The sequence below is a fragment of the Rathayibacter sp. VKM Ac-2804 genome (genome assembly GCF_009866655.1).
Classification (GTDB): Bacteria; Actinomycetota; Actinomycetes; order Actinomycetales; family Microbacteriaceae; genus Rathayibacter.
Window position 1 is genome coordinate 803,751 of record NZ_CP047420.1, and the last position, 26,287, is coordinate 830,037.

Below are 26,287 nucleotides of genomic sequence, written 5' to 3' on the forward strand. Positions count from 1 at the left end.
AAGTGGCATCTCGCGGAGCGGGGAGGAGGGGTCAGAGCAGGGCGTCCGTCAGGTGGTCCGGGGTGCCGAAGCGGTGGGCCGTGAGGGAGACGGCCTGCTCGCGCCGGAACGGGAGCAGCTCCAGGCGGCCCGACTCGGTGGCCTCGCCCGCGTAGACCGCGAGGTCGGGGCGGCCGCCGGTGACGGACGTCACGGAGGAGGTGTCGGCGCCCAGCAGGCGCACGCGGCCGGCCCCGTGCTCCCGGACCCGCGCCGCGAAGGCGGCCTCGTCCTCGACGGCGACCGCGGTCGCTCCCGCGGCGATGGCCGACACGAGCTGCGGAGGCAGCGCCGTCGCGCTCGAGACACCCACCCGGGCGCCCGCGGTCGCCGCGGCGACGACGACCTGCACGAGCGAGCCCACCGGCTCGCCGTCCGCCAGGCGGATCAGCACCGGGGAGTCGTACGGCAGGTGCCGGAAGACGTTCCGCTCGGCAGCCAGCCCGGTGACGTCGCGGGCCGAGCCCTCGGCGTGGGCCTGCGCCGCGCTGCGGGCCGTCCGCTCGACGGCGTCCGCCTCCGCCGCGGTCAGCTCCGCGCGTGCAGCGGCCACGAGCCGGCCGACGCGCGGGTCCTCGAACGCGGTGGTGGCCGTCGACGGCGCGGAGGTCCACGAGCCCAGCCCCAGCAGGTAGTCCGGTCCTCCGGCCTTGGTGCCCGGTCCGACCGCCGACTTCTTCCAGCCCCCGAACGGCTGGCGCTCGACGATCGCGCCGGTGATGCCGCGGTTGACGTAGAGGTTGCCGGCCTGGATCCCGCCCAGCCAGGTGCCGATCTCGGCGGGGTCGAGCGCGTGCAGCCCCGAGGTGAGGCCGTAGTCCACCTCGTTGACGAGCGCGATCGCGTCCTCGAGCGTCGCCGCGGTCATGATGCCGAGGATCGGGCCGAAGTACTCGGTGCGGTGGTACTCGGAGCCGCGGCGCACGCCGTCGCGGACGCCCGGGCTCCACAGCATCCCGGTGTCGTCGAGGGCGCGCGGCTGCAGCAGCCAGCGCTCGCCCTCGCCGAGCGTCGTCAGGCCGCGCAGCAGCTTGCCCGCGGCAGGTTCGATCACCGGCCCCATGCGCGTCGCCGGATCGGTCGGCAGGCCGACTGTGAGCGAGTCGACCGCGTCGAGCAGCTGCGCGCGGAACCGCTTGGACCGTGCGACCGAGCCGACCAGCACGACGAGCGACGCCGCCGAGCACTTCTGGCCGGCGTGCCCGAAGGCGCTCGAGACGACGTCCTTCACGGCGAGGTCGAGGTCGGCCGAGGGCGTGACGATGATCGCGTTCTTGCCGCTGGTCTCGGCGAGCAGCGGCAGGTCGTGCCGGAACGAGCGGAACAGCTCGGCGGTCTCGTAGGCGCCGGTAAGGATAACCCGGTCGACCGACGGGTGGGCGACGAGGTCGGCGCCGAGCTCCTCCTCGGGCAGGCGGAGCAGCAGCAGCGCCTCGCGCGGCACGCCCGCGGCCCAGAGCGCCTCGGCCAGCACGGCGCCGCAGCGCGCGGTCGGCCCGGCGGGCTTCAGCACCGCGGCCGAGCCGGCGGCCAGCGCGGCGAGCGCGCCGCCCGCGGGGATCGCGACCGGGAAGTTCCACGGCGGAGCGACGAGGGTCAGCTGCGCGGGGTGGAAGACCGCTCCGTCGACGGCGTCCAGCTCGCGGGCCCGCTCGGCGTAGTAGTGCGCGAAGTCGATCGCCTCGGACACCTCGGGGTCGCCCTGGTCGATCGTCTTGCCGGCCTCGGCGGCCATCACCTCGAGCAGCTCGCCGCGGCGCGCCTCCAGCTCGTCGCCGGCCCGGTGCAGGATGCGCGCCCGCTCGTCGGCGGGCACCGCGCCCCATGCGGAGCCGGCGGCGCGGGTCGCGGCGAGGGCCGCCTCCAGCTCGTCGCGGGTGCTGATCGTCGCCGCCTCGATCGCGTCGACGCCGGCGCGGGAGCCGGGCACGCGGGCGAGGATCTCCTGCGCCCAGGCCCGGTTCGCCGCGACCGACGGGTCGGTGTCGGGGGTGCTGCGGAAGTCGCCGAAGCCGGGGCGGCCGGTCGCGGCGAAGCGGTCGGCGACCCGGTGCGCGGGCGGCACCGCGCCGTCGAGCGCGCTGACGGAGGCGCGGAAGCGGGCCTCCTCGCGGGCGAACAGCGCGGGCTGCGCCTCGAGCTCGAACACGGCCGACATGAAGTTGTCGCTCGACGCGCCCTCCTCGAGCCGGCGGATCAGGTACGCGATCGCGACGTCGAACTCGGCGGGGGAGACGACCGGCGTGTAGAGCAGCAGCGAGCCGACGGTGCGGCGCACCGCCTCCGCCTGGCCCTGCGCCATGCCGAGGAGCATCTCGTACTCGATCCCCTCGCGGACGCCGCGCTCGCCGGCCAGCAGCCAGGAGTAGGCGACGTCGAAGAGGTTGTGGCCGGCGACGCCGACCCGCACGTTCCGGATCCGGTCCGGGTGCAGCGCGTAGTCGATCACGCGCTTGTAGTTGGTGTCCGAGTCCTGCTTCGTCGACCAGGTCGCCAGCGGCCAGCCGTGCACGGAGGCCTCGACCTGCTCCATCGGCAGGTTCGCGCCCTTGACCAGGCGAACCTTGATGCCGGCGCCGCCGCGGGACCGGCGCGCGGCGCTCCACTCCTGCAGCCGGATCATCGCGGAGAGCGCGTCGGGCAGGTAGGCCTGCAGCACGATGCCCGCCTCGAGACCGAGGAACTCGGGCCGGTCGAGCAGGCGGGTGAAGACCGCGATGGTGAGGTCGAGGTCCTTGTACTCCTCCATGTCGAGGTTGACGAACTTCTGCGGGGTCGCGGCCGCGGCGCGGGTGAAGAGCGGGGCCAGCTCCTCGACGATGTCGTCGACCGCGGCGTCGAACGCCCACGGGTTGTGCGGGGCGACGGTGGAGGAGACCTTGATCGAGACGTAGTCGACGTCGTCGCGCGCGAGCAGGCGGTGCGTGCCCTCCAGGCGGCGCTGCGCCTCCTTGCGGCCGAGGACCGCCTCGCCGAGCAGGTTCATGTTCAGCCGGACGCCGTCGCGGCGGATCTTCGCGATCGCCGGGCCGAGCCGCGAGTCGGTCGCGTCGATGATGAGGTGCCCGACCATCTGCCGCAGCACCCGGCGGGCGATCGGCACGACGACGTCGGGGAGCAGCGGGGCCACCGCGCCGCCGAGCGCGACAGCGCCGCGCATCGGAGCCGGCAGGAAGCGCGGCACGCCGCCCGCGATCGAGCGCAGCGCCGCGGCGGCGACCTTCGTGTCCTCGGGGCGGACCACGCCGTCGACGAAGCCGACCGTGAAGTCGAGGCCGCTCGGGTCCTTCAGCACGCCTGCGAGCTGGGCGCCGGACGCGTCCACCGGGACGCCGGCGGCGTCGCGCAGCCACTGGCGCACCAGCGCGACACTCGCCTCGACGAGGCCGGGGTCGACGCTGTCCGCGGCGGGACCGTCGGGTCCGTCGGGGGAGGGGCCGGTGGAGCGGGCAGGCGCTGCGAGATCCGTCATGACGTCAGTATCCGACCGGGGTACCGTTGAGCAGAAGCGACCGTTCCTTACCGGTACCGGTCAGCTCTGCTTACTCGTCTTCGCCTTCGAATCGAGGTCGCCCGTGCTCGACGTCCGCCGCCTGGTGCTGCTGCGCGAGGTCGCCATCCGCGGCACGCTCGCCGCCGCCGCGGAGGCCCTCGCCTACAGTCCCTCCGCCGTCTCGCAGCAGCTGACCGTGCTCGAGCGCGAGACCGGCGTCGAGCTGCTGCGCAAGGTCGGGCGGCGGGTGCAGCTCACTCCGCAGGCCGAGATCCTGGTGGCGGCGGCCGGCGAGGTGCTGGCGCTGCTCGAGCGGGCGGAGGCGGCGCTCGCCGCGTCGGGGGAGTCGGTCACCGGGCGGGTGCGGGTCGCGGTCTTCCAGTCCGCGGCGCTCGCGCTGATGCCCGGCGCGCTGCGCTCGATCGCGGAGCGCGCGCCCGAGGTGCGCGTCGAGATGGTGCAGCGCGAGCCGGAGGGCGCGCTGCACGAGACCTCCTGGGCGCGCGAGTTCGACCTCGTCGTCGCCGAGCAGTACCCGGGCCACTCGGTGTCCTGGCTGCCGGGCCTCGTGCGCAGTGACCTGACGACCGACGCGATCCGCCTCGCGGTGGGCCGCGACTCCGCGATCCGCGACCTGCGGAGCGCGCGCGACGCCGCGTGGGTGATGGAGCCGCGCGGCACCGCCAGCCGGCACTTCGCCGAGCAGACCTGCCGCGTCGCGGGCTTCGAGCCGGACGTGCGCTTCGAGACCGCCGACCTCCAGGCGCAGATCCGCCTCGCCGCCTCGGGCAACGCGGTCGCGCTGATGCCCGACCTGGTCTGGGCCGGCGGTGAGGCCGACTGCCGCCTGCTCGAGCTGCCCGGCCGTCCGCGCCGCACCATCTTCACGGCGCAGCGGGAGGCGCAGCTCGCCTCGCCCGCCGTCCGCGTCTTCCGCGAGTGCCTCGAGGAGATCGCCGCGACCTACGCCTGACCCGCCCCTCCCCCTCCGCGAGATGCCACTTGTGCACGCTTTTCACGGCGTGTCGCGTGCACAAGTGGCATCTCGCGAGGAGCGATGGGAGCGTGAGGGACGTGGATGCGGACGAGGTGCGGCTGGTCGAGACGACGGCCGACGATGCGGTGGCGGGGCGGCTGTTCGCCGTGCAGGAGGCCGAGATCATGCGGCGCTACGGCGGCGACGACCCAGGGCCGCGCCCGCCCGCGGACGCGCCGACGCTGCTGCTGCATGTCGGGCCCGACGTCGTCGGCTGCGTCGCGCTCGCCGCGGAGGGAGAGATCGGCGAGATCAAGCGGATGTTCGTGGTCGAGGCGGCGCGCGGCCGCGGTCACAGCCGCGTCCTCCTCGCGGGAGTCGAGGAGCTGGCCGTCCGCCACGGCGTGACGCTGCTCCGCCTGGTCACCGGCATCGAGCAGCCCGAGGCCATGGCGCTCTACAGCAGCTCGGGCTACGAGCTCATCCCCGGCTTCGGCTACTGGGGCGACGAGCCGGCGACCCGCTGCTACGCCAAGCGGCTCGATCCGGCGAGGGCGGCGGGCTGAGGCGACGTCGCGCGCCGGCGCGGAGGGCACGGCCGGAGATGAGGAATGCTTGCCTCTGCCTTCCGCCTCTGCGGCGGCCGACTCCAGCGACAGGACGTGACCGATGCCCGTGCCTTCTCCCGAATCCTCCCCGCCGTCCCGCCGTGCCGTGATGGGGAGCGCGGCCTGGGGCATCCCGGTCGTCGCCGCGGCGATGGCGGCGCCGTCGGCCTCCGCGTCGCCGGTCTCCTGCCGCAGCACGACGATGTTCACGACCTCTGCGATCGCCAGCAATCCGACCGTGCTCACGGCGGTGTCACCCGCCGGCGTCGTCTCGACGGTTCGGATCACGTCGCACCTCACGCCCGCCACCACGACCGAGACCGAGGGGCAGAGCTTCAATCGCACGCGGGACACCGTCGTGTGGGACGGCTTCGTGCAGCGCACGAGGTCGTACGAGGCGCAGGCCCGCCGAGGCTGGGAGCCCGGCTCGTTCGTCCTGAATCAGCGCCGTGGCGGACCGGTCTCCGAGACTCCGACGCCGGGCCCACCCTCGCAGACGCTCGCGCTGCAGTTCTTCGACGCGAGCGGGCGGTCGTTCGCACCGCTCGACGTCCGGCTCACGATCAGCGACATCACCTCGGCGAGTCCGCCCTCTGGGGCGTGGTTCACGAGTCACTGGGACACCGTCGGCTTCAGCAGTGCGCCCACCTCGATCTCGTCGGAGGGCGGTGATGCCGGGACGGGTGCGGGAACCCTCGCTGATCCGTTCCGCCGAGCGACGGGGGGCGAGCCGTCCGGCAGCACGCCGCGCCTGGACACGTTCGCGTTCGACGTCCTCGCCTCGGGGAGCGTTCTGGTCTGCAGCCAGCACGAGGGCCGACAGGGCTGGCAGTCTCTCGCGCTGAGCGCGCTGAGCTTCCGCTCCACCGACTGCTGACCCGGTCGTCGGCCTCAGAGCCTGGCGAGCTTCGCGCGGGCGATGAGGAAGCCGCCGTACATGACGAGTCCGGCGCCGATGACGGTGAGCGCGATCGTGCCGTAGGGCGGGACGTCGAGGAAGCGCAGGGCGCCGTCGAGGCCGGTCGCCTGCCGGGCGTCGCCGGTGATCGCGGCGACGACGAAGAGGCCGCCGGCGATGCCGAGGGCGATGCCCTTCGAGACGTAGCCCGCCGCGCCGAGGATCAGGACGGCGGTGCCGCGCCGACCCGCGGGGATCCGCACGAGCTTCCGGAAGCCGCGGCGCACCCCGATCGCGACGAAGCCGATCCCGCTGCCGAGGACGATCCCGCCGACCAGCGTCAGCACGATCGCTCCGGCCGGGCGGGCCAGCAGGTCGGTGCTGATCGCGCGGATGGTGGCGGAGGAGCTCGTCGACCCGCCGAGCGCGAAGACGAGCGTCGTCGCGGCCAGCGCGAGCGCGGCGAAGCCCTTGCCCGATTCGACGATCCGCCGCCCCAGGCGCTTCGCACGGCTCGGGTCGCTCGAGCGGCTCTGGAAGGTGAGCTGCCAGAGGCCGAGGGCGACGAGCGCGACGAGCGCCGCCCAGACGACGACGAGTCCGGCCGGGGTCTCGGCCAGGCGGGCGATCGCGCCGGAGGGATCCGCCTCCTGCGTCGTCTCGTCGCCGAACGCGACCCGGAGCGAGAGGCCGCCGATCAGGAGGTGCACCACGCCGTTGACGGCGAAGCCGAGGCGCGCGAGGCGCCGGAATCGCCGCGTCCGCACCCCCGAGCGCGGCGTCGGCACGCTCACTGTGGACACCGGACCACCCTCTCACGCGTCCACCCCTGTCCCGGGGCGCCCCGGCGGCGGTGGAATGGACACCTGCCCGCGCCAACCCGCGGGACCACGAGGAAGAAGGACCGCCATGACCACCTGGCTCATCACCGGCTGCTCCACCGGACTCGGCCGCGCGCTCGCGACCGCCGTCCTCGCTCACGGCGACCGCGCCGTCGTCACCGCGCGCGACGTCGACTCCGTCCGCGACATCACCGAGGCGCACCCTGACTCGGCGCTCGCCCTCGCGCTGGACGTCACCGACGACGCGCAGGTCGCGGCCGCGGTCGACGCCGCCGAGGAGCGCTTCGGCGGGATCGACGTGCTCGTCAACAACGCGGGCTACGGCTACCGCGCGGCTCTGGAGGAGGGCGAGGAGTCGGCGGTGCAGCAGCTCTTCGACACCCACCTCTTCGGCACCGTGCGCACGATCAAGGCGGTGCTGCCCGGGATGCGCGAGCGCCGCTCCGGCACGATCGTCAACCTGTCCTCGATCGGCGCCCGCATCTCGCCGGAGGGCTCGGGCTATTACGCCGCGGTCAAGGCCGCGATCGAGGCGCTCACCGAGTCGCTGCGGAAGGAGGTCGCGCCGCTGGGCATCCGCGCGTTCTCGGTCGAGCCGGGCGGGTTCCGCACCGACTTCGCCGGCCGCTCGCTCACCCAGTCGGAGCGGCCGATCGCCGACTACGCCGACACCGCGGGCAAGCGCCGCAAGGAGCACGACACCGTGCACGGCACGCAGAAGGGCGATCCGGCGAAGGCGGCGACCGCGCTGATCGAGGCCGTCGAGTCGACCGCGCCGCCGTCGATCCTGCTGCTGGGCAACGACGCGTCGGACGCCTTCCGCGCCGCGCTCGACGCCCTCCGCTCGGACGTCGACGAGTGGGAGGCGCTCAGCCGCAGCACGGACTTCGCCGACGGGGAGTGAGCGGCGGGGCGCCGGAGGGCTCGCGAAGCGGCATCGCGCGCCAGGGGAGGGGGCGCGTCCCCCTCGGGAGTGCGTGCCTCCTATCCTGCCGGGGTCAGCGGGTCCGTCCCCGCGCGCTCCCTGTCGCTCTCCCGAACGGAACCCCCATGTCCCAGCGCCCCTCCACCCCCGCCGGACCCACTCGACGGACCATCGCCGCGAGCGCGGCGTGGAGCATCCCCGTCGTCAGCGCGGCGGTCGCCGCTCCGCTCGCCGCGGCGTCGCCCGCGACGTGCCGCAGCACGACGATGTTCAGCCCGTCGAAAGCCGCGAGCACTCCCACGGTCCTCACGGCGGTCTCGCCCACCGGCGTCGCGTCGACGGTCCGGATCACCTCCGTCCTCGCGCCCGGCACCACCACCGAGACCGAGGGTCGCAGCTTCGATCTCACGCGCGACGGCACGGTCTGGGCCGCCGTGGGCGGCCCGAGGTCGGCGGAGGAGGTGCTCTTCGCGGAGTTCGAGCCGGGACCGCTCCTGCTGAACCAACGACGTGCCGGTGCGATCACGGAGACGCCGCCGCCGGGTTCCGATGCGCAGACGCTGACGTTCGAGTTCCTCGACTCGGCCGGAAGATCCTTCGACCCGCTCGACGTCCGTCTCGAGATCCAGAACATCACGTCCTACGTGCTCCCGGGGTACCCGTGGGTCCTGAGCAGATGGACCACCGTCGGCTTCAGTGTCGCGCCCGCCTCGATCTCCTCACGCGGCGGTGACGCGGGAGCCGGGTCGGGAGTGATGGACGACCCGTTCAGGCGCGCCACGTCCTCGGCACCGCCTCCTCAGCGCGATCATCTCGTCGACACGTTCACGTTCGGTGTCTTCCCGTCCGGCAGCACGCTCACCTACGGCCAGCACGAGGGTCACCAGGGCTGGCACGCCAGTGCGCTGAGTGCGCTGAGCTTCGTCTCGCAGAACTGCTGAGCGCCGTCCCCGGGGAGCGGCGGCGACGCCCGAGGGGGAGCGGGGGTGACCGCCGTGGCGCTCCGAGCGGCACTGCGCGCCAGGAGTGAGCGAACGTCGCGTCCGGGTGCTCGTCCGCTCTACGCTGCCGTCATCGCCGGTCCGCCTCCCGCGCGCTCCCTGTCACCTTCGCGAACGGAATCCTCATGTCTCAGCGCTCGTCCGGCTCGACCGGACCCACTCGGCGGTCCCTCACGGCGGGCGCGGTGTGGAGCATCCCCGTCGTCAGCGCGGCGGTCGCCGCTCCGCTCGCCGCGGCGTCGCCCGCGACGTGCCGCAGCACGGTGGTGTTCCCGCCGGCGGATCCGAGCGTCCGTCCCCCCGTGCTCAGGGCCGTCGCTCCCAGCGGTGCGATCTCGTCGGTGCGGATCGCCTCGGACCTCTCGCCCGGCACCACCTCGCTGACCCAGGGCCAGGACTTCAACCTGGGGTGGGACGGCGGCCGATGGACGTCGAGCGGCGATCCCTCGGCGGTGGCGGAGGTCGTGGTCCGCGATTACCCCGCCGGCTCGCTGATGCTGAACCAGCGTCGGGCGGGACCGATCACGGAGGATCCGGAGCCCGGGTCGGACCGGCAGACGCTGACCTTCACGTTCACCGGCGCGGACGGGCGGATGTTCGATCCGACCGATGTCGAGCTCTCGATCCAGAACATCACCTCGGGCGCGACTCCCCGAAGTCCCTGGCTCACGAACTGGTGGTCCACCGTCGGCTTCAGCGTCGAACCCGGATACATCTCGACGCAGAGCGGTCAGTCGGCGATCGGCCTGGGGACGGTCGACAAGCCCTTCCGGCGCGCCACGCCGCAGGAGCGCCCGGGCCCGGGTGCCGCCTTCGTCGACACCTTCACCTTCCGGTCGTTCCCGTCGGGCAGCACGCTCAGCTTCAGCCAGTACGCCGGTGTGCAGGGTTGGCACGCCATCGCGCTGAGCGGGCTCAGCTTCGTCTCCCGCGACTGCTGAGCACCGCCACAGAAGGAGCGGCGAACCGACGTCCGGCGCCAGAAATGAGGCGCATTCGGATCTCGGGGCGGACGAACCTACGCTGCCGTGTCGGGCAGTCGGTCCTCGCCTGTCCACTCCTCCTCTGGAACGGATCCGCCATGTCCCCTCTCTCGTCCGACCCGACTCGCCCCTCCGGTCCCACCCGTCGCTCCGTCGCCGCGGGCGCGCTGTGGAGCATCCCCGTGATCAGCGCGGCGGTCGGGGCTCCCCTCGCCGCGGCGTCGATGACTCCCGCCCCCGCTCCGCTGCCCTGCACGAGCGTGACGATGTTCAGGCAGTCGAGCGTGTCGTCGAATCCGCTGACCCTCACCGCGACCTCGCCGACCGGGACGACGTCCACGGTCCGGATCACCTCGATCCTGGCGCCCGACACCGCGACCACGCCCACGACCGACAGCAGGAGCTACAACCTGACCCAGGACGGCACGGTGTGGTACGCCGGCGGATCCTCGGACTTCGCCAACGAGGCGCCGTCGCGCATCTTCGAACCCGGGGTGCTCCTCCTGAACCAGCGCCGCGCCGGGCAGGCGTCGTCGTCGGACGTGAGGATCCCGGAGGTGCCGACGCCGGGGCCCGATGCGCAGACGCTGATCTTCGAGTTCTTCGATGCGGCCGGGAAGCCGTTCGACCCGATGGACGTGCAGCTCACCTTCCTCGACATCAGCTCGAGCGCGCACAGCGACACGGCCTACTGGGCCACGACGTGGTGGTCGACCGTCGGCTTCAGCGTCGCGCCCGCGTCGATCTCCTCGCGGGGCGGAGATGCGGGAGTCGGCGCCGGCACGGTCGCCGACCCCTTCCGTCGGGCCACCAGGTTCGAGCCGAATCTCACGCGCGGGCCCCGCTACGACACCTTCTCGTTCCGCTCGTTCCCCTCGGGCAGCTCGCTCGTCTACAGCCAGCACGGCGGCTACCAGGGCTGGCACAGCAGCGCGATCACGGGGCTCGGCTTCGGCTCCCGCGACTGCTGAGCGCTCATTCCGGGGACGCGTCTCGCGCCGGAGAGCCTGACAGGGAACGGGCCCCTCAGACGCCCCAGTTCATGAAGGGCGCGCGCAGGCTCGAGACGGTGACCTCGTCCTCGGCGATCGCGCCGACCGTGTTGGTCAGCTCGTAGCCCTCGACGGTGCCGACGGGCGTCGTGTCGAAGAGGAAGGTGCCGAGGGCACCGCCGGTCGCGCTGTCCGGGTGCTCGGCCGCGACGTCGGCGGTGGCGTCGCCCACCGCGACTCCACCCAGCGTGCTGATCGCGACGTCGCCGACCGCGGAGGCGGTCGCCTCGAGCAGGAAGTCCGGCTCCGGGTAGGTGAGCTCCGGCCCGCCGGCGTCGTAGACGTCGGTGTCCCTGAGGACGAAGCCCGGCCAGCTGTAGGCGCGGCTCCGGTAGCCCTCGTAGGGGATGTCGTCCGACTCGGTGGGCTCACTGCCGAACGCCTCGGTCAGCGCTGCGACCACCCCTGTGCCGTCGCGGTACTCCCAGGTGCCCAGCTGGCCGCCCTCGGCGTCGACCAGCGAGAACGAGGTCGGCCCGATCAGCAGGCTCGCGGCGACGGCGGGCGTCGAGGAGGGGGTCGGGCTCGGCGTCGGCGACGCGGTGACCGTGGCCGTCGCCGTCGCCGTCGCCGTCGCCGTCACCGTTGCGGCCGGCTGCGCGACGGGATCGCCGGCGGGAACGCATCCGCTCATTGCGGCGATCACGCCGACGACGAGAGCGGCACGCAGGAGCGTGCGAGACGGGACGAGCATGGCGGTGGACCCCCGGGGACGCGGACGACGGGAGCGCGGATCGTCCCCCTCGCCCATCCTCCGATGCGACGGACCTCGCCGGGCGCGCGATCCGATAACGATCCGCACCGGAGAGCCCGGACTGCCGGGGAGGTCAGGCGCGGAGGGTGTGCGCCGACTTCTCGAGGTCGCCGACGCGACGGGCCGGCTCGTCCGCGGCGTCCTCCTCGAGCCGCTCGAATTCGACACGCTGGATGCGGTTCACCGCGACCACGCTGTACTGCCCGTGGCCGCGGACGACGGGCAGGAACTGCCGCGTCTCGAGATCGTGCGCCAGCCTGTGTCGGTCGCCATGGAACGTGCAGAGGTGCGGCGTCTGCTCGGGGTCGTCGACCAGGTAGAGCACCAGCCGGAGTGCGGGCATCGTTCCCTCTCGCGAGACGTGTGATGGAGCGTGCGCCCAGCGTGACAGGAGCGGTCACGTCGGCGGGCTCGTTCCCAGCTGCTCGCTGCCCCCCTTCTGCGGGCTCGGACGGCGCCCGGCGTCTCAGTCGAGGTCGAGGCTCCCGAAGTGCACAGCGAGGAAGGCGCCCATCGCCGTCGCGCCGAGCACCGCGGAGAGGCGGTCGCCCCTCGTCCCGTGCCGCGGCAGCGTGGCGAGCCCCGCGAGGGCGTTGGCCGCACTCCAGACCGCGTTCGCCAGCGGCGACGACAGCCCGCGCCCTGGCGGCGTGGCGAACGGCGAGGGGAACCTCCGCCCCTGCAGCGCCGCGACGCCGTGCGGCACCGCGTTGATGAGCAGCACCCCGGCGAGGGCGCTCCTGGCGATCCGGCCTGCGCGAACGGTGCTGGTCACGACGACTCCTCCTTCAGACGGGGATCCACGAAGCCTCCCCTGCTCCCCTCCGCGAGATGCCACTTGTGCACGCGACACGCCGAGGGAAGCGTGCACAGGTGGCATCTCGCGGAAGGGCGGGAGGGAGGGGGCGTCAGGCCGGCGCGTGCACGAGCTCCGAGATGCGGCGCTTGCACTCGTTGAACTCCGGCGCCGTCACGTCGCGCTCGCCGGGCAGGTCGACCGTCACGATCTCGCTGATGTGGCCGGGGACGCCGTGGGAGGCGCCGCCCGTCATCACGACGACGCGGTCGGCGAGGTAGACCGCCTCCTCGATCGAGTGCGTCACGAAGAGCACGGTCGTGCCCGTCTCGCGGTGGATCCGCTTGAGCTCGACCTGCAGATCGGAGCGGGTCAGTGCGTCGAGCGCACCGAACGGCTCGTCCATCAGCAGCACCGACGGCTCGTTCGCGAGCACCCGCGCGATGGCGACGCGCTGCTGCATGCCGCCGGACAGCTCGCCCGGGTAGCGGTCGGCGAAGCGGGTGAGCCCCACCGCCTCGATGAAGCGGTCGGTCACCTCCGCCGCGGCCGCCTTCGGCAGCTTCTTGCGCCGCGGGCCGTACGCCACGTTCTCGCGCACGCTCAGCCAGGGGAAGAGCCCGTAGTCCTGGAAGACGACGCCGCGATCCGGGCCGGGCGCCGACACGGCCCGGCCGCCGACCTCGACGACGCCCTCCGTCGCCTCCTCGAATCCGGCGAGGATGCGCAGCAGCGTCGACTTGCCGCAGCCGCTCGCGCCGACCACGGCGACGAACTCGCCCGAGCGGATGTCGAGCGAGACGTCGGCCATGGCGAGCACGCCGCCGCCGGCGGTGTCGTAGCGCTTCACCAGGTCGAGGACGTGGACGTCCGCGGTGCGGGCGGGGGCGGTGGCGGGGGAGAGCGTCATCGGGTCCTCACTTGACGAGCGGCCGGCGGCCGAAGAGCACGCGGAACAGGAGCAGGAGCAGCCGGTCGGAGGCGAAGCCCGCGATCGCGATGCAGATCATGCCGACCACGATCAGGTCGGTGCGCACCACGTCGCGCGCCAGGAAGATCGTCGAGCCGAGGCCCGTGCTCACCCCCGTCGTCTCGCTGAGCACCAGCACGACCCAGGCGAGGCCGAGGCCGATGCGCATGCCGTTGACGATCGCGGCGGCGGAGGCGGGCAGCACGACCCGCACGAGCACGCCTCCTCGCGACGTGCCGAGCATCCGCGCCGCCTCGATCAGCCGCGGCGGCACCTGGCGGGCGCCGCTGATCGTGCCGAGCACGATCGGGAAGAACGCCGACAGCGTGATCAGGAAGATCGACGCCTGATCGCCGTAGCCGATCAGCAGCGCCACCAGCGGCACCCAGGCCGTGGCCGGCACCGGTCGGAACAGGTTGATGAACGGATCGAACACCGAGTTGATCGCGTAGTAGCGGCCCATCAGCACGCCGAGCGGCACCGCGATCACCGTGGCGAGGGCGAAGCCGCCGAAGACGCGGCCGGCGCTCGCCGCCAGGTCGGTCCAGAGCAGTCCGCTGAACGCGTCGTTCCGCAGCCCCGCGACGGCGTAGTCGATCAGCGAGACCAGCACGTCGCCCGGGTAGGGCAGGAACGCCATCCGGATGCCGAACGGCAGCTCCCACTCGCCCGCCCGCCCGAACTGCCAGAGCAGCAGGAACAGGATCGGGACCGGCAGGCCGAGCAGGAAGGTCGTCCAGCCGCTGCGGCCGGGGCGGCGCCGGCGCCGCACCGTCGACAGCCGCTCGGTGGCGGTCGCCGCCTCGGCGGGGCGGGTCGTGGTGGTCATCGGCCGACCGCTCAGGCCGCCGGCGCGAACGTCGTGTCGACGACGTCCTCGATCGCGGGCGCCTCGTCGATGAAGCCGAGCTCCTGCATCTGCGTCGCGAGCGCGCCGAGCTGGCCCTGGTACTCCTCGCTGACGTCGGAGCGGAGCCAGAAGTTCTCCAGCGCCGACTCCAGCACCTCCTGATCGCCGCCGAACTCGGCGATCATGTCGGGCAGCCACTCGTCGACGCTGTCGGCCATGTACTCGGTCGTCGCGGCGTGGGTGTCGACGACCTTCTGCACGACCTCCGGCTGCTCCTCGATCATCGCGCCGGTGGTGACCAGGCCGATGTTGACCCGGCCGATCGGCGTCGCGTACGGGTCGGCGATCTCGGTGCCGCCGGCCGCCTCGGCGATCGAGACGCCGATCTCCACGCCGAAGAAGGCGTCGATCGAGCCGCTGGTGAACGCGGACGCCATCTCGGGCACGGGGATCGTGATCAGCTCGAGGTCGTCGTCGGTGAGCTCGGCCTGGTCGAGGTAGTAGCGGAGCGCCACCTCCTGGGCGCTGCCCTGGATGTAGCCGACCTTCTTGCCGGCCAGGTCCTCGACGGAGGAGATGCCCTCGCCGCCGAGGAAGCCCGAGCCGCCGTCCGCGGCGGACGCGACGATCTTCAGGTCCCGGTCCTGCGCGATCGAGGCGATGGTCGGGGTGACGCCCGAGATCGCGAAGTCGATCGTCCCGGCGACCAGGGCGTCGCTGAGCGCGGGCGTGGTGTCGAGGGTGATCACCTCGAACTCGACCCCCTCCTCGGCGAACTGCTCGTAGAGGAACGGCTGGTAGAAGTGCGGCTGGCCGCGCAGGGTGCCGACGGTGACGGTGACGGTGTCGCCGCCCTCTCCTGAGCCGGCGTCGCTCGCTCCGGAGCACGCGACGAGCGAGAGGGAAGCGGCGAGCGCGGCGCCGAGGGCGAGGGCGCGGCGGACGGTGCGGGTGGACGGCCGGGACAGGGGCATGCGGGCTCCATCGGTGAGGGGTGTGCTCCCACTCAACCGCCCCCAGATGCTGTGCGATTTCTGAGGGGTTTCCGATGTGTTAAGTCCCTCGATCCCCTCCGCGAGATGCCACTTGTGAGCGCGACACGCCGACAGAAGCGTGCACAAGTGGCATCTCGCGGAACGGCCTACGCCGCGAGGAAGCGGTCCGCCGTGCGGAGCGCGAGCGCGACCGTCAGCAGCGCCGGGTTGGCGATGACCGCGCTCGGGAAGACCGAGTTGTCGCAGACGAACAGGTTCGGCACGTCGAAGCTGCGCCCGTCGCCGTCCACGACCGCGTCGCCCGGGTCGGTGCCCATCCGGCAGGTGCCGAGCGTGTGCGCCGTCCGCGCGATGACCCGGGTGCTCCGGGCGCCCGCCGCCTCGACGATCGCGGTCATCGTCCGGATCGCGTGCCGGTCGATCGCCTCCTCGTTCGAGCCCGGCGAGAAGCTGATGCGCGCCTTCGGCACCCCGTGCTCGTCGAGCTCGTCGGTCAGCACGAGCCGGTTGTCGTCCGACGGGAGGCACTCGGCGTTGATGCCGACGCCCGCCAGGAAGCGGTAGTCGTCCAGCGCCGCCATCAGCGACGGCCCCCACAGCCCGGCGCCGCGGACGAACGAGGTCGCCTGGGTGAGCGGCATCGTGCCGAGGCTCTGGATCAGGTACCCGCCGGCGAAGTCCGCGTCGGCCGGTCGCACGGTGTCCTCGGTGATGACGGAGGAGGGGTAGCCGCGGTAGCCGCGCATCTCCTCGTCGAAGGTGCCCCAGACCTGCGTCGCGCCGTGCGCCAGGAAGTTGCGGCCGACCAGCCCGCTGCTGTTCGCGACGCCGGTGTGCAGGAGCAGTCGCGGCGTCTCGACCCCGCCCGCGCAGAGGAAGAGGGCGGAGCAGCGCTGCCGGTGCTCGACCCCGTCGGCGGTGTAGAGGACGGCGCTGACCTTCCCGGCCGCGTCGAGCTCGATGCCGTGCACGAAGGACTCGGCGCGGATCTCCGCCCCGTCGCGCACCGCGAGCGGCAGGTAGGACGTGTCCATGCTGCCTTTGGAGCCGGTGCGGCAGCCCTGGTGGCACTGGCCGCAGTTGCGGCAGGAGGCGCGCTCGCCGTGCGCCTCCTGGTCCCGCCCGGCGCTGAGGACGGCGGCGGGGGCGTCGGTGGCGCGGATCCCGAGGGCCGCGCAGCCGCGCAGCATCATGTCGGCCGAGGCGTTGCGGTCGACCGGCGCCTGCAGGTAGCGGCGCGAGGGGTCCCACGGGTAATCGGCCGGCCCGGAGACGCCGATGGTCGCCTCTGCGCGCTCCAGGTACGGGACCAGCTCGGCATGCGTGAGCGGCCAGTCGCGGCCGAGTCCGGACTCGGTGCGCAGCAGCAGGTCGCGCGGGTCCGGGCGCGGGGTGAACGCGCCCCAGTGCAGCGTGGAGCCGCCGACGCCGCGGCCGCTGTTGTTCGGGCCGAAGGCGGTGGGGGTGCTGCCACCGCTGAGGCGCTCCTCCATCCAGTTGATCTCGGTCGCCGCGGTCTCGTCGGCCGTGAAGGTCAGCGGATCGAAGTGCGGCCCGGCCTCCAGCGCGACGACCCGGAGGCCCCGCGCGGCGAGGGTCGCCAGGATCGGGGCGCCGCCGGCGCCGGTGCCGATCACGACGGCGTCGACGACCTCGTCGGGGGAGTAGCGGCGCATGCCGGTGGTGTTCATCGGGGGTTCCTCGTGCTCGGCTGCAGGGTGGTGGGCTCCCAGGTGTCGTGCTCGCCGGCGGCGAGGGCGGTGAAGCCCAGGAGCGGCAGGACGTCGCCGCCGGTCGCGTAGCCGTCGAAGCCGATGCGGGCGAGGCTCGCGGGGTGCGCGAGCCACTGGCGGACCAGGTCGTTGCGGCAGTCCTCGAACCAGGCCTTCGCCTGCTCGGCGCTGAAGGCACCGAGCTGCTCGGTGCCCAGCGCGTCGAGCCGCGCGTCCTGCTCCTCAGGGGAGAGGCCGTCGAATCCGGCGAGCGCGTCCAGACCGAGGCGGTAGGCCTCGGGATCGGTCGGCAGGTCGGCGTTGCGCCAGCCGTCGCCGCGCCCGGCCGCGAGCTGAGCGTCGACGCGGGCGGCCAGGTCGATCCGGCCCGGGACGGCGCTGTCGCCGCTGTCCTGCGGGACCACCCGGTCCGCGAGGGCGCGCAGCGTCGTCAGCTGCGCGGGGGTGAGCGCCGCGGGCGCGTAGCCCGGGTCGTCGGCGAGCAGGCGCTCGGCGAAGAGTGCGCGGATCCGCGCGGTGGTGCGGCTGGAGCGGATCGTCTCCGCGACGTCGGCGGGCACGGCCGGTCCGGTGCCGGCCGCGTCGCTCCAGAAGGCGCGGATCGCCGCGGCGACCTCGACGGGCCGCTCGATCGGCAGCAGGTGGCCGGCGCCGGGCAGCTCGAGGAGGCGGGCGCGCGGGTAGGTCCGCGCGTTGGTCGCGCGCTGGCCGTCGGCCCCGAGGTCGCCGTCCTCGCCGCCCGCGATCAGCAGCGCGGGCAGGGCGTGGAGCGCCTCGGCGGCGCCCGTGCGGTCCTCGCGGCTGCCGGTCTCCAGCCAGTCGCGCCAGGCGGCGGGGGAGGAGCGGAGCAGGTCGGCGAGCGCCCGCCGATCCTCCGCGGCGGGCAGGGCACCGCCGATGTTCTGCTCGAGGAAGGTGCGCGCGTGCTCCTCGTCGAGGGGGCCGTCGGCGACCCAGCCGAGCATCTCGCTCCGCTTCTCCTCGGGCATCGGCTCGGGCGAGAGCGGCGAGCCGGCCAGCAGCACGACCCCGGCCAGCCCGAAGAGACCGGAGCGCCCGGACAGCGTGCGCGCGGCGACGAGCGAGGCCACCTTGCCGCCCATGCTGTGCCCGGCGAGCAGCCAGCGCGAGGCGCCGTGCTCGCGGATCGCGCGGATCACCGCGGTCGTCATCGCGTCGAGGGAGGTGTCGGCGGCGTCGCGCGCGTCGCCGAAGCCGGGCAGATCGATCGCGATCACGTCCGCCTCGCCGGCGAGCTCGCGGGAGAGCGGTTCGAAGAGGCGGCCGCTGAGGCCGAGCCCGTGCAGGGCGAAGATCGTCGGCCGGCTCGCGGTCGTGGGCATGCAGGTCCTGTCGCATCGGGGGGAGGCGCCCGAGCGGCTGCTTCCGACCTCCATGCGACCACAGCGCGCAGACGCGCGTTGCCACTTGCGGGAGACCCGCGTTCGTGCCACTGCTCGACGCGACCGGCGCTCGTCTGTATACACGATTGTTGATATCATGTGCGCATGCGCACGGAGACCGGAGACCTGCTGATCGGAGCACGATCGCGAGCCGGGCTGCGCCAGAGCGAGGTGGCGGATCGCGCCGGAGTCGCCCAGAGCATGGTCAGCGCCTACGAGACGGGCCTGCGCGAGCCGACCCTCCCGACATTGCGCCGTCTCCTCTCGGCTATCGGTTTCAGCGTCGACCTGGTGCTCGAGCCCCGCGCCACGCCGGCCGCGGCGCTCTCGGGCCCGATCGGGCGGCGGGTGCTGGACCACCGTGCCGAGCTCCGTCGCGCGCTGCGCCGTCGCGGCATCGTCGACGCGAAGATCTTCGGATCCGCGGCTCGGGGAGACGACCGCCCTGACAGCGACCTCGATCTCCTGGTGTCGGTTCCGGCCGGTCTCGGCGTCCTCGCCCTGGCCGGCCTCGAGCGCGAGCTCGGGGAGATCCTCGGCGCTCCGGTCGACCTCATCCCTGAGGAGGGCCTCAAGGAGCACGTGCGCCGCGCCGTCGAGCTGGACCTGCTGCCGTTGTGAGCAGGGAACCGCACCACCGGCTGGACGACGCCATCCTTCAGGCGACGGTGGCCACGGAGCTCCCCGCGCTCGAGGCCGCGGTCCAGCGTCTGCGCGAGCGCGCATCCGAGGACTGACGACTCCCCGCGCTCACGCGCTCTCGCCGAGTGGGAACACCAGCAGCGTCGACGTGGCCGTGGCGACCAGCCGCCCCTGCGCGTCCGTCACCCTCGCCTCCGCGAACGCCACCCGGCGCCCCGGCTTCACGACCGTGCCGACGGCGAGCAGCTCGCCGCTGTCCTGGTGCAGTCCGCGGAGGTAGCTGACGGTGAGGTCGAGCGAGGTGTAGCCGACGCCGATCGGCAGCGTCGACTGCACCGCGCAGCCCGCCGCCGAGTCGAGCACCGTGCAGACGAAGCCGCCGTGCACCCGCCCGATCGGGTTGTAGTGCGACTCGTCCGGCGAGCAGCGGAACTCCACCCGGCCCTCGTCGACCTCGCCGAGGGCCATGTTCATCAGCGTGATGATCGGCGGCGGCGGGATCGTCCCGTCCTTCATCGCGCGGAGGTAGTCCAGCCCGCTCATCCGCATCGCCGCGGCGGCTCCCGCCATCGGATCGTGCCAGGTGACCGTCTTGCTGCGCAGCTCGTCGGCAGCAGCTTCCCTGTTCGCGTCCATGCCCACTCCCTCGTGAAGACTCCGGCGGCGACCATCGGCCGCGCTCGCACCCTACGCGCGTCGGTCCTCGGCGCGTCGGCGCAGCGTCTCGAGGAGGGCGGCCGGGGTCTCCGGGTCGCTCAGACTGATCGCGAACTCGTCCCCGCGGGTGGTGGTCACCACGAGCCCGGGCCCTGCCTGGAGGAGGAGGGCCGAGCGCCCGGGCGACCACCGGTAGCCCCAGCCGCCCCACTCCGACGGCCGCAGCGCGGCGGTGGTCACCGAGGCCATCGACGACAGCGGGATCCGCCGCAGCGGGATCCCGAGCGCTGTCGACACCACGCGCAGCCCCCGGCGGTCGGCCGTGACGCGCAGCCGGGTGAAGCCGAGCATCACGACCGCGCTCGCTCCGAGGACGATCGCCATCCCGATCGCCGGTCCGACATCGCCCGTGGCGAGCAGACCCGGGACGGCCGCCGCGGCGATGAGCAGCAGCACCACTCCCGTGACCGCGAACACCCGCCCGGTGACGGTGTGCGACCAGGCGCCGGTCTCCTCGCGGCCGAGCGGCAGCCGGTCGACCGCGACCCGCGGCGCGTGCCGCGTGGGCGGGGCGATCAGGGCCGGGACCACGGCGAACACCCCGCCGCCGAGGAGCGCGAGCAGCCAGGCACCGAGCACGGCGCCCTCCGCCGAGCCCGCAGCGAGCGTGGTCCCGACCGAGGTCGCCCAGCCGCCGGCGCCGAGACCGGCGACCAGGCCGAGTCCGCCGAGCAGGAGGCGCGGGCCGCGGCCGAGTGCCGCAGCGACGAGTCCGGCGACGGCGGGGACCCCCGCCAGCAGCAGTGCCAGCCGGAGGAGGACCGCGACGGGCTGCGACTCGTCGGCGGCGCCGGTGCTCGACCAGTGCGAGGCGAGCGCGGGCGGGAGCCGGTCGCCGAGGACGGCCCGCGAGACGAGGATCGCCGCGGCGGGGAGCAGGAGCGACGCGGCGGCGACGAGCGTGCGCGCGCTGCGGTCGGTGGTGGTGGTGCCGGTGGTGGTCACAGTGCGGTCCTCTCGAGAAGGCGGATGACGTCGGCGCGGCCGATGCCGCTGCGGCGGGCCTCGGCGGCGAGCTGCTCGACGAGGGCGGTGACGCGGACGAGGCCGGGGCCGGCCGACTCCGCGATCCAGGCGCCCCGGCCGCGGCGCATCTCGAGGAGGCCGTCGTCGCGGAGCGCGGCGTACGCGCGCAGCACGGTGTGCATGTTGATGCCGAGCGAGTCGGCGAGCTCGCGCGCCGGAGGCAGGCGGTCGCCCGCCGAGAGCTCGCCGGCGGCCACCGCGGCGCGCACCTGCGCCTCGAGCTGGTCGGCCAGCGAGCGGGGCGAGGAGTGGTCGACGCGCAGGAGCATGTTCGCCATGTTAGTAGAACAATGTCCGCTCGAACCAGGGCGCTAGCGTGAGGAGCACAGCCCGGGAGAGGGGAACCCGATGACAGCTCCGACCACCGTCCCTGCGTCCGCCGCCTCGCGCGCGGCGACGCTGCGGCTCGCCGGCCTCTTCGTGGCGGCGGCGGGCCTGCTCGACGCCGTGTTCCTGCTCGCCCCGGTCGGCTCCGGAGCCTCGCTCGCGGCGCGCGCCGTCGTGCTCCTGGGTGCGGGCCTGCTCGCTGCCGCCGCATCGGTCCTCGCGCGGGGGGCCGATTCGAAGGGCGGGCTGGTCGGCCCGACCGGCGCGACGGCGCTCATCGTCTTCGCGGTGCTGATCGTGCTGCGGCCGATCGTGTCCTGGTCCTCGCCGAGCACGGCGGGCGCGACGTCCACGCCCGAGATGATCGCCGCGTCGACGCTCGTGCTCACCCTGGCGGTGCTCTCGCTGGTCGCCGGGGTCGTGGGGCTCGTCGCGCTCGGGCGGTCGCGCTCCGTGCCGCGCCGGGTGGTCGTGGCCGCCGCCGTCGCCGTGGCCGTGAACGCCGCCGGAGGATTCGCCACGACCGCCCCGCTGCTGGTCACCGCGACGCCGTCGCAGGAGCTGCTGATCGGGATCTCCATCGCGGCGTCGATCGCCGGGTCGCTGATGATCCTCGCGACGGGAGCCGTCTGGCTGCTCGCCGCCCGTTCCATGGTCCGCGCGGGCTGACCGGCGCGCCGCCCGTCGGCGACGACGTCTCTCAGGACGACAGTGCGAGCGACACCGCCAGCACCACCATCACGACCGCGACCGCCCCGTCGAGCACCCGCCAGGCCGTGCGGCTGCGGAACAGCGGCCGCAGCGCCCGCGCCCCGAAGCCCAGCGCCGTGAACCACAGCACACTGCCCAGTGCCGCGCCCGTGCCGAACCACCAGCGCTCGTCGCCGTGCGTGTTCGCCACCGAGCCCAGCAGCACGACCGTGTCGAGGTAGACGTGCGGGTTCAGCAGCGTCAGGGCGAGGCAGGTGCCGATCGCGGTCCGGAGCGAGGTGGAGGCGCCGGCCGGGTCGCCGTCGAGCGTCCCCGGGCGCAGCGCCCGCCGCGCGGCGAGGACGGCGTAGGCGAGGAGGAAGACGATCCCACCCCAGCGGATGACGACCAGCAGCCACGGCGCCGACTCGAGCACCGCCCCGATCCCGGCGATGCCGAGGACGATCAGGGCCGCATCCGCCAGCGCGCAGATCGCGACGACGGCGAGCACGTGCTCGCGGCGGAGCCCCTGCCGCAGCACGAACGCGTTCTGGGCGCCGATGGCGATGATGAGCGAGAGGCCGAAGCCGAGGCCGGACAGGGCGGCGAGGAGGGGGGACACGGCTCCGACGCTAAGGTCCGAGCATGCTGTAGACCAGCTCACGCTTCTTCAGTACCGTAAGCGCAACTGATGGGAGCGCGATGCTGACCGACGATCTCGACCTCGCCCGTCTCCGTGCCCTCGCCGCCGCCGTCCGCTTCGGCTCCTTCGACGCCGCCGCCCGCGAGCTGCACGTCACGCCCTCGGCGCTCAGCCAGCGGATCAAGGCGCTCGAGTCGGCCGCCGGCCGCGTGCTGCTGGTCCGCTCGCGCCCCGTCGTCGCGACCGAGGCGGGCGCGGGCCTGCTCCGCCTGGCCCGCCAGATCGAGCTGCTCGCCGAGGACGCGGTGCGCGGGCTCGACGGCGGGGCGCGCGAGGGCCGAGGGCCGGTCACGGTGCCGATGGCCGTCAACGCCGACTCGCTCGCGACCTGGGTGCTGCCCGCGCTGGCCACTGTGCCCGACGTCGTCGTCGAGCTGCACCGCGAGGACCAGGAGCACACCACCGCGTTCCTCCGCGACGGCACCGTGCTCGCCGCGGTGACGGCCGAGGCCGAGGCGGTGCTCGGCTGCACCGTCGCCCCGCTCGGCGTGATGCGCTACCGGGCGATGGCCGCACCCGCCTTCGCCGAGCGCTGGTTCCCGGACGGGCCGGACGCGGAGGCGCTCGCCGTCGCGCCGGTCGTCGTCTTCGACGAGAAGGACCGCCTGCAGACCCGGTTCCTCGAGGCGGCCGGCGTCGAGGGCCGCCCGCCGCAGCACCGCGTGCCCGGCTCGGCCGACTTCGAGCAGGCCGTGCGCCTCGGCCTCGGCTGGGGCATGCTGCCCGAGCTGCAGGCCCCCGTCGGCGCCGCGGGCCTCGTCGCCCTCGGCGGCGCCCCCGTCGACGTCCCCCTCTACTGGCAGCAGTGGGCCCTGCACACCCCGAGCCTCGCCGCCGTCGCCGCCGCCATCACCACCGCCGCCCACGCGACCCTGCGCGTTTGATCCCCGCCGCGAGATGCCACTTGTGCATGCGACACGCCGTGGAAAGCGTGCACAAGTGGCATCTCGCGGAGACCGTCAGACGGCGAAGACGTCGCGGAGGGTCACCGTCTCGAGGGAGCGGGCCCGGAGGAGGTCGACCAGCTGCGCGTAGACCGTCGTCACCGGATCGAAGTTCGCATGCCCGATCACGATGCGCTGCGGCCGGAACCACTCGTCCGCGAACCCGAGCAGCTGCTCCGGGGTGATCCGCCCCGAATCGGAGAGGGAGCCGTACCAGAGCGTCGTGGCCGTGTAGCCGACGGCGGCTGCGGCCGCCCGGCTGCGGGCGTCGGTGTAGCCGAACGGCGGGCGGTAGAACGGAGCGGCCTCCACGCCGTAGGTGGCGCGGATGAAGTCGCCGTTGCGGCCGAGCTCCTCCTGGATCCCGTCATCCGAGAGCGAGGTGAGATCGGCGTGCGACCAGGTGTGGTTCGCGAGCTGGACCTGCCCGCTCGCGACCAGCGGTGCGAGCGCGGGGGCGCTGACGGTCCAGGAGTCGTACTTCCCGTTGAGGAAGAAGGTGAGCCGGGTCCCGGTGTCCTTCGCGAACTGCGCGTAGGCGGCGACGACGTCGGAGTCGGCGCCGTCGTCGACCGTCCACGCCAGCAGGCTCCCGTCGCCGGGCAGCTCGGTGATCGTGCCCTCCGGCAGGGGGAAGCGCGCGCGGACCGGCACGGGCGCCGCCGTCGCGGTCGGCACGGGGCGCGGCGGGGGAGTCCGAGCGGGCGCGAGCGTCGCGGCCGCGGCCACCGGCGTCGCGGTCGGCGCGGGACGGGGGGCGCTCGTGCATCCTGCGAGCCCCACCGCGGCCGAGGCGATCCCCAGCAGCAGCGCACGGCGCCTCAGAGCATCCGGCGTCGAGCCGTTCACGGTCCCCCCATGCGGCGGCCCGGACCCCCCGCGCGCACCGGGAGCGACCGTAGCACCGGCGAGCCTTGCAGGGCGCGCGCGTGTCGCCTAAGCTACTCGGGTTGCGTGCATCTGCACGCTCTTGCGCGCTGCCCACCGGGCGGGACCCCGGTCCTCCTCGACAGGCGGGCGGTGCGCCGACAAGTGACCTTGGGTGGGTCGGGCGAGGCCTCGTGCCGCGCGTGGCCCACGGTAACCACACATGGAGGAAACCATGGCAGCAGTCTGCCAGGTGACCGGAGCCGTCCCCGGCTTCGGACACGCCATCTCGCACTCGCACCGGCGCACCAAGCGCCGCTTCGACCCGAACGTGCAGAAGAAGACGTACTACGTCCCGTCCCTGCGCCGTAACGTCACGCTGACGCTGTCGGCCAAGGGCATCAAGGTCATCGACGCCCGTGGCATCGAGTCCGTCGTGAAGGATGTTCTCGCTCGTGGGGTGAAGATCTAATGGCCAAGCAGCAGGACGTCCGTCCGATCATCAAGCTCCGTTCGACGGCCGGAACCGGTTACACCTACGTGACCAAGAAGAACCGCCGCAACGACCCCGACCGTCTCGTGCTCAAGAAGTACGACCCCGTAGTGCGCAAGCACGTCGACTTCCGCGAGGAGCGCTAAGTATGGCTAAGAAGAGCAAGATCGCCCGCAATGAGCAGCGCAAGGTGGTCGTCGAGCGCTACGCCGCCAAGCGCCTCGAGCTGAAGAAGGCGCTCGTCGACCCGGCCGGGACCGACGAGTCCCGCGAGGCCGCCCGCACGGGCCTCCAGAAGCTCCCCCGCAACGCCTCGCCCGTCCGCGTCCGAGGCCGCGACGCCGTCGACGGCCGCCCCCGCGGCAACCTGTCGAAGTTCGGCATCTCGCGTGTCCGCTTCCGCGACATGGCCCACCGCGGCGAGCTGCCCGGCATCACCAAGTCCAGCTGGTAAGCGGCGCCCGCATATCTGCATGAACACCGAAAGGCCCCACGATCTCGCGATCGCGGGGCCTTTCGGCGTTCCCGGGTCGGGGCGTCCCTGCCGCCCCTCCCCGCAGTCGGCTTCTCGAAGTGGCGGGGTTCCGCAGAGCGTCCTGCGTCCGCTCCGGAGAATCGCTTGGCATGCGATTCTCCGATTCGCTCGCGCGTTCCGCTTGCGCCGCTTGTTCCGGACGGTGATCCGTCGCGAACGGCTCCTTCGTTCGCTGTCAGGCAGCCGTTCTCGACGGATGGGCGATGCCTCGCAGTCGGCGGGCCCCCTGCATGCTGATCGAGTAGCCCGCGCAGCGGGCGTATCGAGATCCAGCCGCCGGGCGCCGCGTAAAATGGCGGGCATGACAAGCAGCCTTCCGACCGTCGCCGAGATCGCGGCGCTCATCGACCACGCGATCCTGAAGCCCGAGCTGACCCGGCCCGAGGTCGACGCGCAGCTCGACGAGGCCCGCGCGGCCGGCGTCTTCAGCGTCTGCGTGCGCCCCTCCGACATCGCGCACGCCGTCCGCCGGCTCGAGGGCTCCGGCGTCCTCGTCGGCACGGTCATCGGCTTCCCGCACGGCACGACCTCCACCGCGGCGAAGGTCGCGGAGTCGACGCAGGCGCTCGCCGACGGCGCGGTCGAGCTCGACATGGTCGTCAACATCGGGCGCCTGCGCAGCAACCTCCTCGACGACGTCGAGGCCGACATCCGCGCGGTCGTCGACGCGGCCGAGGGCCACGTCGTCAAGGTCATCCTCGAGACCAGCTACCTCGACGACGAGCAGATCGTGGCCGGCAGCGAGGCCGCCGAGCGCGCGGGCGCCGACTTCGTCAAGACCGCGACCGGCTTCGGCGGCGGCGGCGCGAACGAGCACGATCTGCGCCTGATGCGCGGCGCCGTCTCGGACGCCGTGCAGATCAAGGCGTCCGGCGGCGTCCGCGACCTCGACACGCTCCTGGCCTTCCGCGAGCTCGGCGTCACCCGCTTCGGCACGAGCGGCTCGGCCGTCATCCTCGGCGACCTGACCGCGCGCCACGCGGGCGACGACTCCGCCGCCCGCGTCGACGCCGCCTCGTACTGAG

29 protein-coding genes are annotated in these 26,287 nt (G+C 73.5%); 14 read left to right on the plus strand and 15 right to left on the minus strand.

Annotated features, from left to right (window positions below):
- Positions 1-31: 31 nt before the first annotated feature.
- Complete coding sequence (locus GTU73_RS03640; RefSeq protein WP_160087073.1) at positions 32-3,511, minus strand: bifunctional proline dehydrogenase/L-glutamate gamma-semialdehyde dehydrogenase; 3,480 nt, start codon at positions 3,509-3,511, stop codon at positions 32-34.
- Positions 3,512-3,614: 103 nt separating this feature from the next.
- Here GTU73_RS03640 and GTU73_RS03645 point away from each other — a divergent pair, with 103 nt between their 5' ends.
- The 3 genes from GTU73_RS03645 to GTU73_RS03655 all read left to right on the plus strand — a co-directional run bounded on the left by GTU73_RS03645 (position 3,615) and on the right by GTU73_RS03655 (position 5,993).
- Entirely contained in the window at positions 3,615-4,505 is an 891-nt protein-coding gene (locus GTU73_RS03645) for a LysR family transcriptional regulator (protein WP_160087075.1), read from the plus strand.
- Positions 4,506-4,597: 92 nt separating this feature from the next.
- Complete coding sequence (locus GTU73_RS03650; RefSeq protein ID WP_244231763.1) at positions 4,598-5,074, plus strand: GNAT family N-acetyltransferase; 477 nt, start codon at positions 4,598-4,600, stop codon at positions 5,072-5,074.
- Between the two features lie 109 nt (positions 5,075-5,183).
- Positions 5,184-5,993: a hypothetical protein gene (locus GTU73_RS03655; protein WP_160087077.1), complete on the plus strand. Its 810-nt coding sequence runs from the start codon at positions 5,184-5,186 to the stop codon at positions 5,991-5,993.
- A 14-nt stretch (positions 5,994-6,007) separates the two neighbouring features.
- Here the strand turns inward: GTU73_RS03655 and GTU73_RS03660 are convergent, their stop codons facing one another.
- Positions 6,008-6,817, minus strand: a complete 810-nt coding sequence (locus GTU73_RS03660) for a DUF1206 domain-containing protein (RefSeq protein WP_160087079.1) — start codon at positions 6,815-6,817, stop codon at positions 6,008-6,010.
- Positions 6,818-6,923: 106 nt separating this feature from the next.
- On the opposite strand from GTU73_RS03660, the gene GTU73_RS03665 reads away from it, so the two are divergent.
- The 4 genes from GTU73_RS03665 to GTU73_RS03680 all read left to right on the plus strand — a co-directional run bounded on the left by GTU73_RS03665 (position 6,924) and on the right by GTU73_RS03680 (position 10,736).
- Entirely contained in the window at positions 6,924-7,760 is an 837-nt protein-coding gene (locus GTU73_RS03665) for an oxidoreductase (RefSeq protein WP_160087081.1), read from the plus strand.
- Positions 7,761-7,906: 146 nt separating this feature from the next.
- Positions 7,907-8,722: a hypothetical protein gene (locus GTU73_RS03670; RefSeq protein ID WP_160087083.1), complete on the plus strand. Its 816-nt coding sequence runs from the start codon at positions 7,907-7,909 to the stop codon at positions 8,720-8,722.
- A 185-nt stretch (positions 8,723-8,907) separates the two neighbouring features.
- Positions 8,908-9,723: a hypothetical protein gene (locus GTU73_RS03675; protein WP_160087085.1), complete on the plus strand. Its 816-nt coding sequence runs from the start codon at positions 8,908-8,910 to the stop codon at positions 9,721-9,723.
- A gap of 140 nt (positions 9,724-9,863) precedes the next feature.
- Positions 9,864-10,736: a hypothetical protein gene (locus GTU73_RS03680; protein WP_160087087.1), complete on the plus strand. Its 873-nt coding sequence runs from the start codon at positions 9,864-9,866 to the stop codon at positions 10,734-10,736.
- A gap of 55 nt (positions 10,737-10,791) precedes the next feature.
- Here the strand turns inward: GTU73_RS03680 and GTU73_RS03685 are convergent, their stop codons facing one another.
- From GTU73_RS03685 to GTU73_RS03720, 8 genes are all read right to left on the minus strand, one after another.
- Positions 10,792-11,511 (minus strand): hypothetical protein, encoded by a 720-nt coding sequence (locus tag GTU73_RS03685; protein ID WP_160087089.1) that lies wholly within the window; start codon positions 11,509-11,511, stop codon positions 10,792-10,794.
- 133 nt (positions 11,512-11,644) lie between these two features.
- Positions 11,645-11,914, minus strand: a complete 270-nt coding sequence (locus GTU73_RS03690) for a hypothetical protein (RefSeq protein WP_160087091.1) — start codon at positions 11,912-11,914, stop codon at positions 11,645-11,647.
- A 123-nt stretch (positions 11,915-12,037) separates the two neighbouring features.
- Positions 12,038-12,346, minus strand: a complete 309-nt coding sequence (locus tag GTU73_RS03695; RefSeq protein ID WP_208543733.1) for a hypothetical protein — start codon at positions 12,344-12,346, stop codon at positions 12,038-12,040.
- 133 nt (positions 12,347-12,479) lie between these two features.
- The gene (locus tag GTU73_RS03700; protein WP_160087093.1) at positions 12,480-13,277 is read right to left on the minus strand and encodes an ABC transporter ATP-binding protein; all 798 of its coding nucleotides are present in this window, start codon (positions 13,275-13,277) and stop codon (positions 12,480-12,482) included.
- Positions 13,278-13,284: 7 nt separating this feature from the next.
- The gene (locus tag GTU73_RS03705; RefSeq protein WP_160087095.1) at positions 13,285-14,166 is read right to left on the minus strand and encodes an ABC transporter permease; all 882 of its coding nucleotides are present in this window, start codon (positions 14,164-14,166) and stop codon (positions 13,285-13,287) included.
- Positions 14,167-14,177: 11 nt separating this feature from the next.
- Positions 14,178-15,161, minus strand: coding sequence for an NrtA/SsuA/CpmA family ABC transporter substrate-binding protein (locus GTU73_RS03710; protein ID WP_160087097.1), 984 nt, complete (start codon positions 15,159-15,161; stop codon positions 14,178-14,180).
- Positions 15,162-15,328: 167 nt separating this feature from the next.
- Positions 15,329-16,873 carry a GMC family oxidoreductase gene (locus GTU73_RS03715; RefSeq protein ID WP_160087099.1) on the minus strand — a complete coding sequence of 515 codons (1,545 nt, stop codon included), beginning with the start codon at positions 16,871-16,873 and terminating at the stop codon, positions 15,329-15,331.
- Entirely contained in the window at positions 16,870-18,258 is a 1,389-nt protein-coding gene (locus tag GTU73_RS03720) for an alpha/beta hydrolase (RefSeq protein ID WP_160087101.1), read from the minus strand. The genes GTU73_RS03715 and GTU73_RS03720 overlap by 4 nt, the downstream gene beginning before the upstream one ends.
- 165 nt (positions 18,259-18,423) lie before the next feature.
- On the opposite strand from GTU73_RS03720, the gene GTU73_RS03725 reads away from it, so the two are divergent.
- Positions 18,424-18,939, plus strand: coding sequence for an XRE family transcriptional regulator (locus GTU73_RS03725; RefSeq protein WP_160087103.1), 516 nt, complete (start codon positions 18,424-18,426; stop codon positions 18,937-18,939).
- A 129-nt stretch (positions 18,940-19,068) separates the two neighbouring features.
- Here GTU73_RS03725 and GTU73_RS03730 read toward each other — a convergent pair whose 3' ends face one another.
- The 3 genes from GTU73_RS03730 to GTU73_RS03740 are packed head-to-tail and all read right to left on the minus strand — an operon-like array spanning position 19,069 to position 20,981.
- Entirely contained in the window at positions 19,069-19,596 is a 528-nt protein-coding gene (locus tag GTU73_RS03730) for a PaaI family thioesterase (RefSeq protein WP_160087105.1), read from the minus strand.
- A 51-nt stretch (positions 19,597-19,647) separates the two neighbouring features.
- Positions 19,648-20,622, minus strand: coding sequence for a hypothetical protein (locus GTU73_RS03735; protein WP_160087107.1), 975 nt, complete (start codon positions 20,620-20,622; stop codon positions 19,648-19,650).
- Positions 20,619-20,981 carry a GntR family transcriptional regulator gene (locus GTU73_RS03740; protein ID WP_347877750.1) on the minus strand — a complete coding sequence of 121 codons (363 nt, stop codon included), beginning with the start codon at positions 20,979-20,981 and terminating at the stop codon, positions 20,619-20,621. Before GTU73_RS03740 ends, GTU73_RS03735 begins: the two co-directional genes overlap by 4 nt.
- 70 nt (positions 20,982-21,051) lie before the next feature.
- Between GTU73_RS03740 and GTU73_RS03745 the strand changes: the two genes are divergently transcribed.
- Positions 21,052-21,699 (plus strand): hypothetical protein, encoded by a 648-nt coding sequence (locus GTU73_RS03745; RefSeq protein WP_160087109.1) that lies wholly within the window; start codon positions 21,052-21,054, stop codon positions 21,697-21,699.
- 31 nt (positions 21,700-21,730) lie between these two features.
- Here the strand turns inward: GTU73_RS03745 and GTU73_RS03750 are convergent, their stop codons facing one another.
- Positions 21,731-22,342 carry a LysE/ArgO family amino acid transporter gene (locus GTU73_RS03750; RefSeq protein WP_160087111.1) on the minus strand — a complete coding sequence of 204 codons (612 nt, stop codon included), beginning with the start codon at positions 22,340-22,342 and terminating at the stop codon, positions 21,731-21,733.
- 80 nt (positions 22,343-22,422) lie between these two features.
- Between GTU73_RS03750 and GTU73_RS03755 the strand changes: the two genes are divergently transcribed.
- Entirely contained in the window at positions 22,423-23,307 is an 885-nt protein-coding gene (locus tag GTU73_RS03755) for an ArgP/LysG family DNA-binding transcriptional regulator (RefSeq protein WP_160087113.1), read from the plus strand.
- Between the two features lie 75 nt (positions 23,308-23,382).
- Here the strand turns inward: GTU73_RS03755 and GTU73_RS03760 are convergent, their stop codons facing one another.
- Complete coding sequence (locus GTU73_RS03760) at positions 23,383-24,216, minus strand: polysaccharide deacetylase family protein (protein WP_208543734.1); 834 nt, start codon at positions 24,214-24,216, stop codon at positions 23,383-23,385.
- A 253-nt stretch (positions 24,217-24,469) separates the two neighbouring features.
- On the opposite strand from GTU73_RS03760, the gene rpmB reads away from it, so the two are divergent.
- The 4 genes from rpmB (at position 24,470) to deoC (ending at position 26,286) form a co-directional block, all read left to right on the plus strand.
- Positions 24,470-24,706 carry a 50S ribosomal protein L28 gene (gene rpmB, locus GTU73_RS03765; RefSeq protein WP_056038148.1) on the plus strand — a complete coding sequence of 79 codons (237 nt, stop codon included), beginning with the start codon at positions 24,470-24,472 and terminating at the stop codon, positions 24,704-24,706.
- Positions 24,706-24,873, plus strand: a complete 168-nt coding sequence (rpmG, locus tag GTU73_RS03770) for a 50S ribosomal protein L33 (protein ID WP_027692168.1) — start codon at positions 24,706-24,708, stop codon at positions 24,871-24,873. Before rpmB ends, rpmG begins: the two co-directional genes overlap by 1 nt.
- A 2-nt stretch (positions 24,874-24,875) precedes the next feature.
- Positions 24,876-25,181, plus strand: coding sequence for a 30S ribosomal protein S14 (gene rpsN, locus GTU73_RS03775; protein WP_159986058.1), 306 nt, complete (start codon positions 24,876-24,878; stop codon positions 25,179-25,181).
- Positions 25,182-25,563: 382 nt separating this feature from the next.
- Positions 25,564-26,286, plus strand: a complete 723-nt coding sequence (gene deoC, locus GTU73_RS03780; protein ID WP_160087115.1) for a deoxyribose-phosphate aldolase — start codon at positions 25,564-25,566, stop codon at positions 26,284-26,286.
- The last annotated feature ends 1 nt before the right edge of the window (position 26,287 follow it).

Bases quoted from the DNA above. Each gene is read 5' to 3' on its own strand.
- GTU73_RS03700 (WP_160087093.1), bottom strand. From the start codon at position 13,277: ATGACGCTCTCCCCCGCCACCGCCCCCGCCCGCACCGCGGACGTCCAC.
- GTU73_RS03705 (WP_160087095.1), bottom strand. From the start codon at position 14,166: ATGACCACCACGACCCGCCCCGCCGAGGCGGCGACCGCCACCGAGCGG.
- GTU73_RS03680 (WP_160087087.1), top strand. From the start codon at position 9,864: ATGTCCCCTCTCTCGTCCGACCCGACTCGCCCCTCCGGTCCCACCCGT.
- GTU73_RS03740 (WP_347877750.1), bottom strand. From the start codon at position 20,981: ATGGCGAACATGCTCCTGCGCGTCGACCACTCCTCGCCCCGCTCGCTG.
- rpmB (WP_056038148.1), top strand. From the start codon at position 24,470: ATGGCAGCAGTCTGCCAGGTGACCGGAGCCGTCCCCGGCTTCGGACAC.
- GTU73_RS03730 (WP_160087105.1), bottom strand. From the start codon at position 19,596: ATGGACGCGAACAGGGAAGCTGCTGCCGACGAGCTGCGCAGCAAGACG.
- GTU73_RS03685 (WP_160087089.1), bottom strand. From the start codon at position 11,511: ATGCTCGTCCCGTCTCGCACGCTCCTGCGTGCCGCTCTCGTCGTCGGC.
- GTU73_RS03745 (WP_160087109.1), top strand. From the start codon at position 21,052: ATGACAGCTCCGACCACCGTCCCTGCGTCCGCCGCCTCGCGCGCGGCG.
- GTU73_RS03725 (WP_160087103.1), top strand. From the start codon at position 18,424: ATGCGCACGGAGACCGGAGACCTGCTGATCGGAGCACGATCGCGAGCC.
- GTU73_RS03670 (WP_160087083.1), top strand. From the start codon at position 7,907: ATGTCCCAGCGCCCCTCCACCCCCGCCGGACCCACTCGACGGACCATC.
- GTU73_RS03710 (WP_160087097.1), bottom strand. From the start codon at position 15,161: ATGCCCCTGTCCCGGCCGTCCACCCGCACCGTCCGCCGCGCCCTCGCC.
- rpmG (WP_027692168.1), top strand. From the start codon at position 24,706: ATGGCCAAGCAGCAGGACGTCCGTCCGATCATCAAGCTCCGTTCGACG.
- GTU73_RS03720 (WP_160087101.1), bottom strand. From the start codon at position 18,258: ATGCCCACGACCGCGAGCCGGCCGACGATCTTCGCCCTGCACGGGCTC.
- GTU73_RS03690 (WP_160087091.1), bottom strand. From the start codon at position 11,914: ATGCCCGCACTCCGGCTGGTGCTCTACCTGGTCGACGACCCCGAGCAG.
- GTU73_RS03715 (WP_160087099.1), bottom strand. From the start codon at position 16,873: ATGAACACCACCGGCATGCGCCGCTACTCCCCCGACGAGGTCGTCGAC.
- GTU73_RS03675 (WP_160087085.1), top strand. From the start codon at position 8,908: ATGTCTCAGCGCTCGTCCGGCTCGACCGGACCCACTCGGCGGTCCCTC.
- deoC (WP_160087115.1), top strand. From the start codon at position 25,564: ATGACAAGCAGCCTTCCGACCGTCGCCGAGATCGCGGCGCTCATCGAC.
- GTU73_RS03755 (WP_160087113.1), top strand. From the start codon at position 22,423: ATGCTGACCGACGATCTCGACCTCGCCCGTCTCCGTGCCCTCGCCGCC.
- GTU73_RS03665 (WP_160087081.1), top strand. From the start codon at position 6,924: ATGACCACCTGGCTCATCACCGGCTGCTCCACCGGACTCGGCCGCGCG.
- rpsN (WP_159986058.1), top strand. From the start codon at position 24,876: ATGGCTAAGAAGAGCAAGATCGCCCGCAATGAGCAGCGCAAGGTGGTC.
- GTU73_RS03640 (WP_160087073.1), bottom strand. From the start codon at position 3,511: ATGACGGATCTCGCAGCGCCTGCCCGCTCCACCGGCCCCTCCCCCGAC.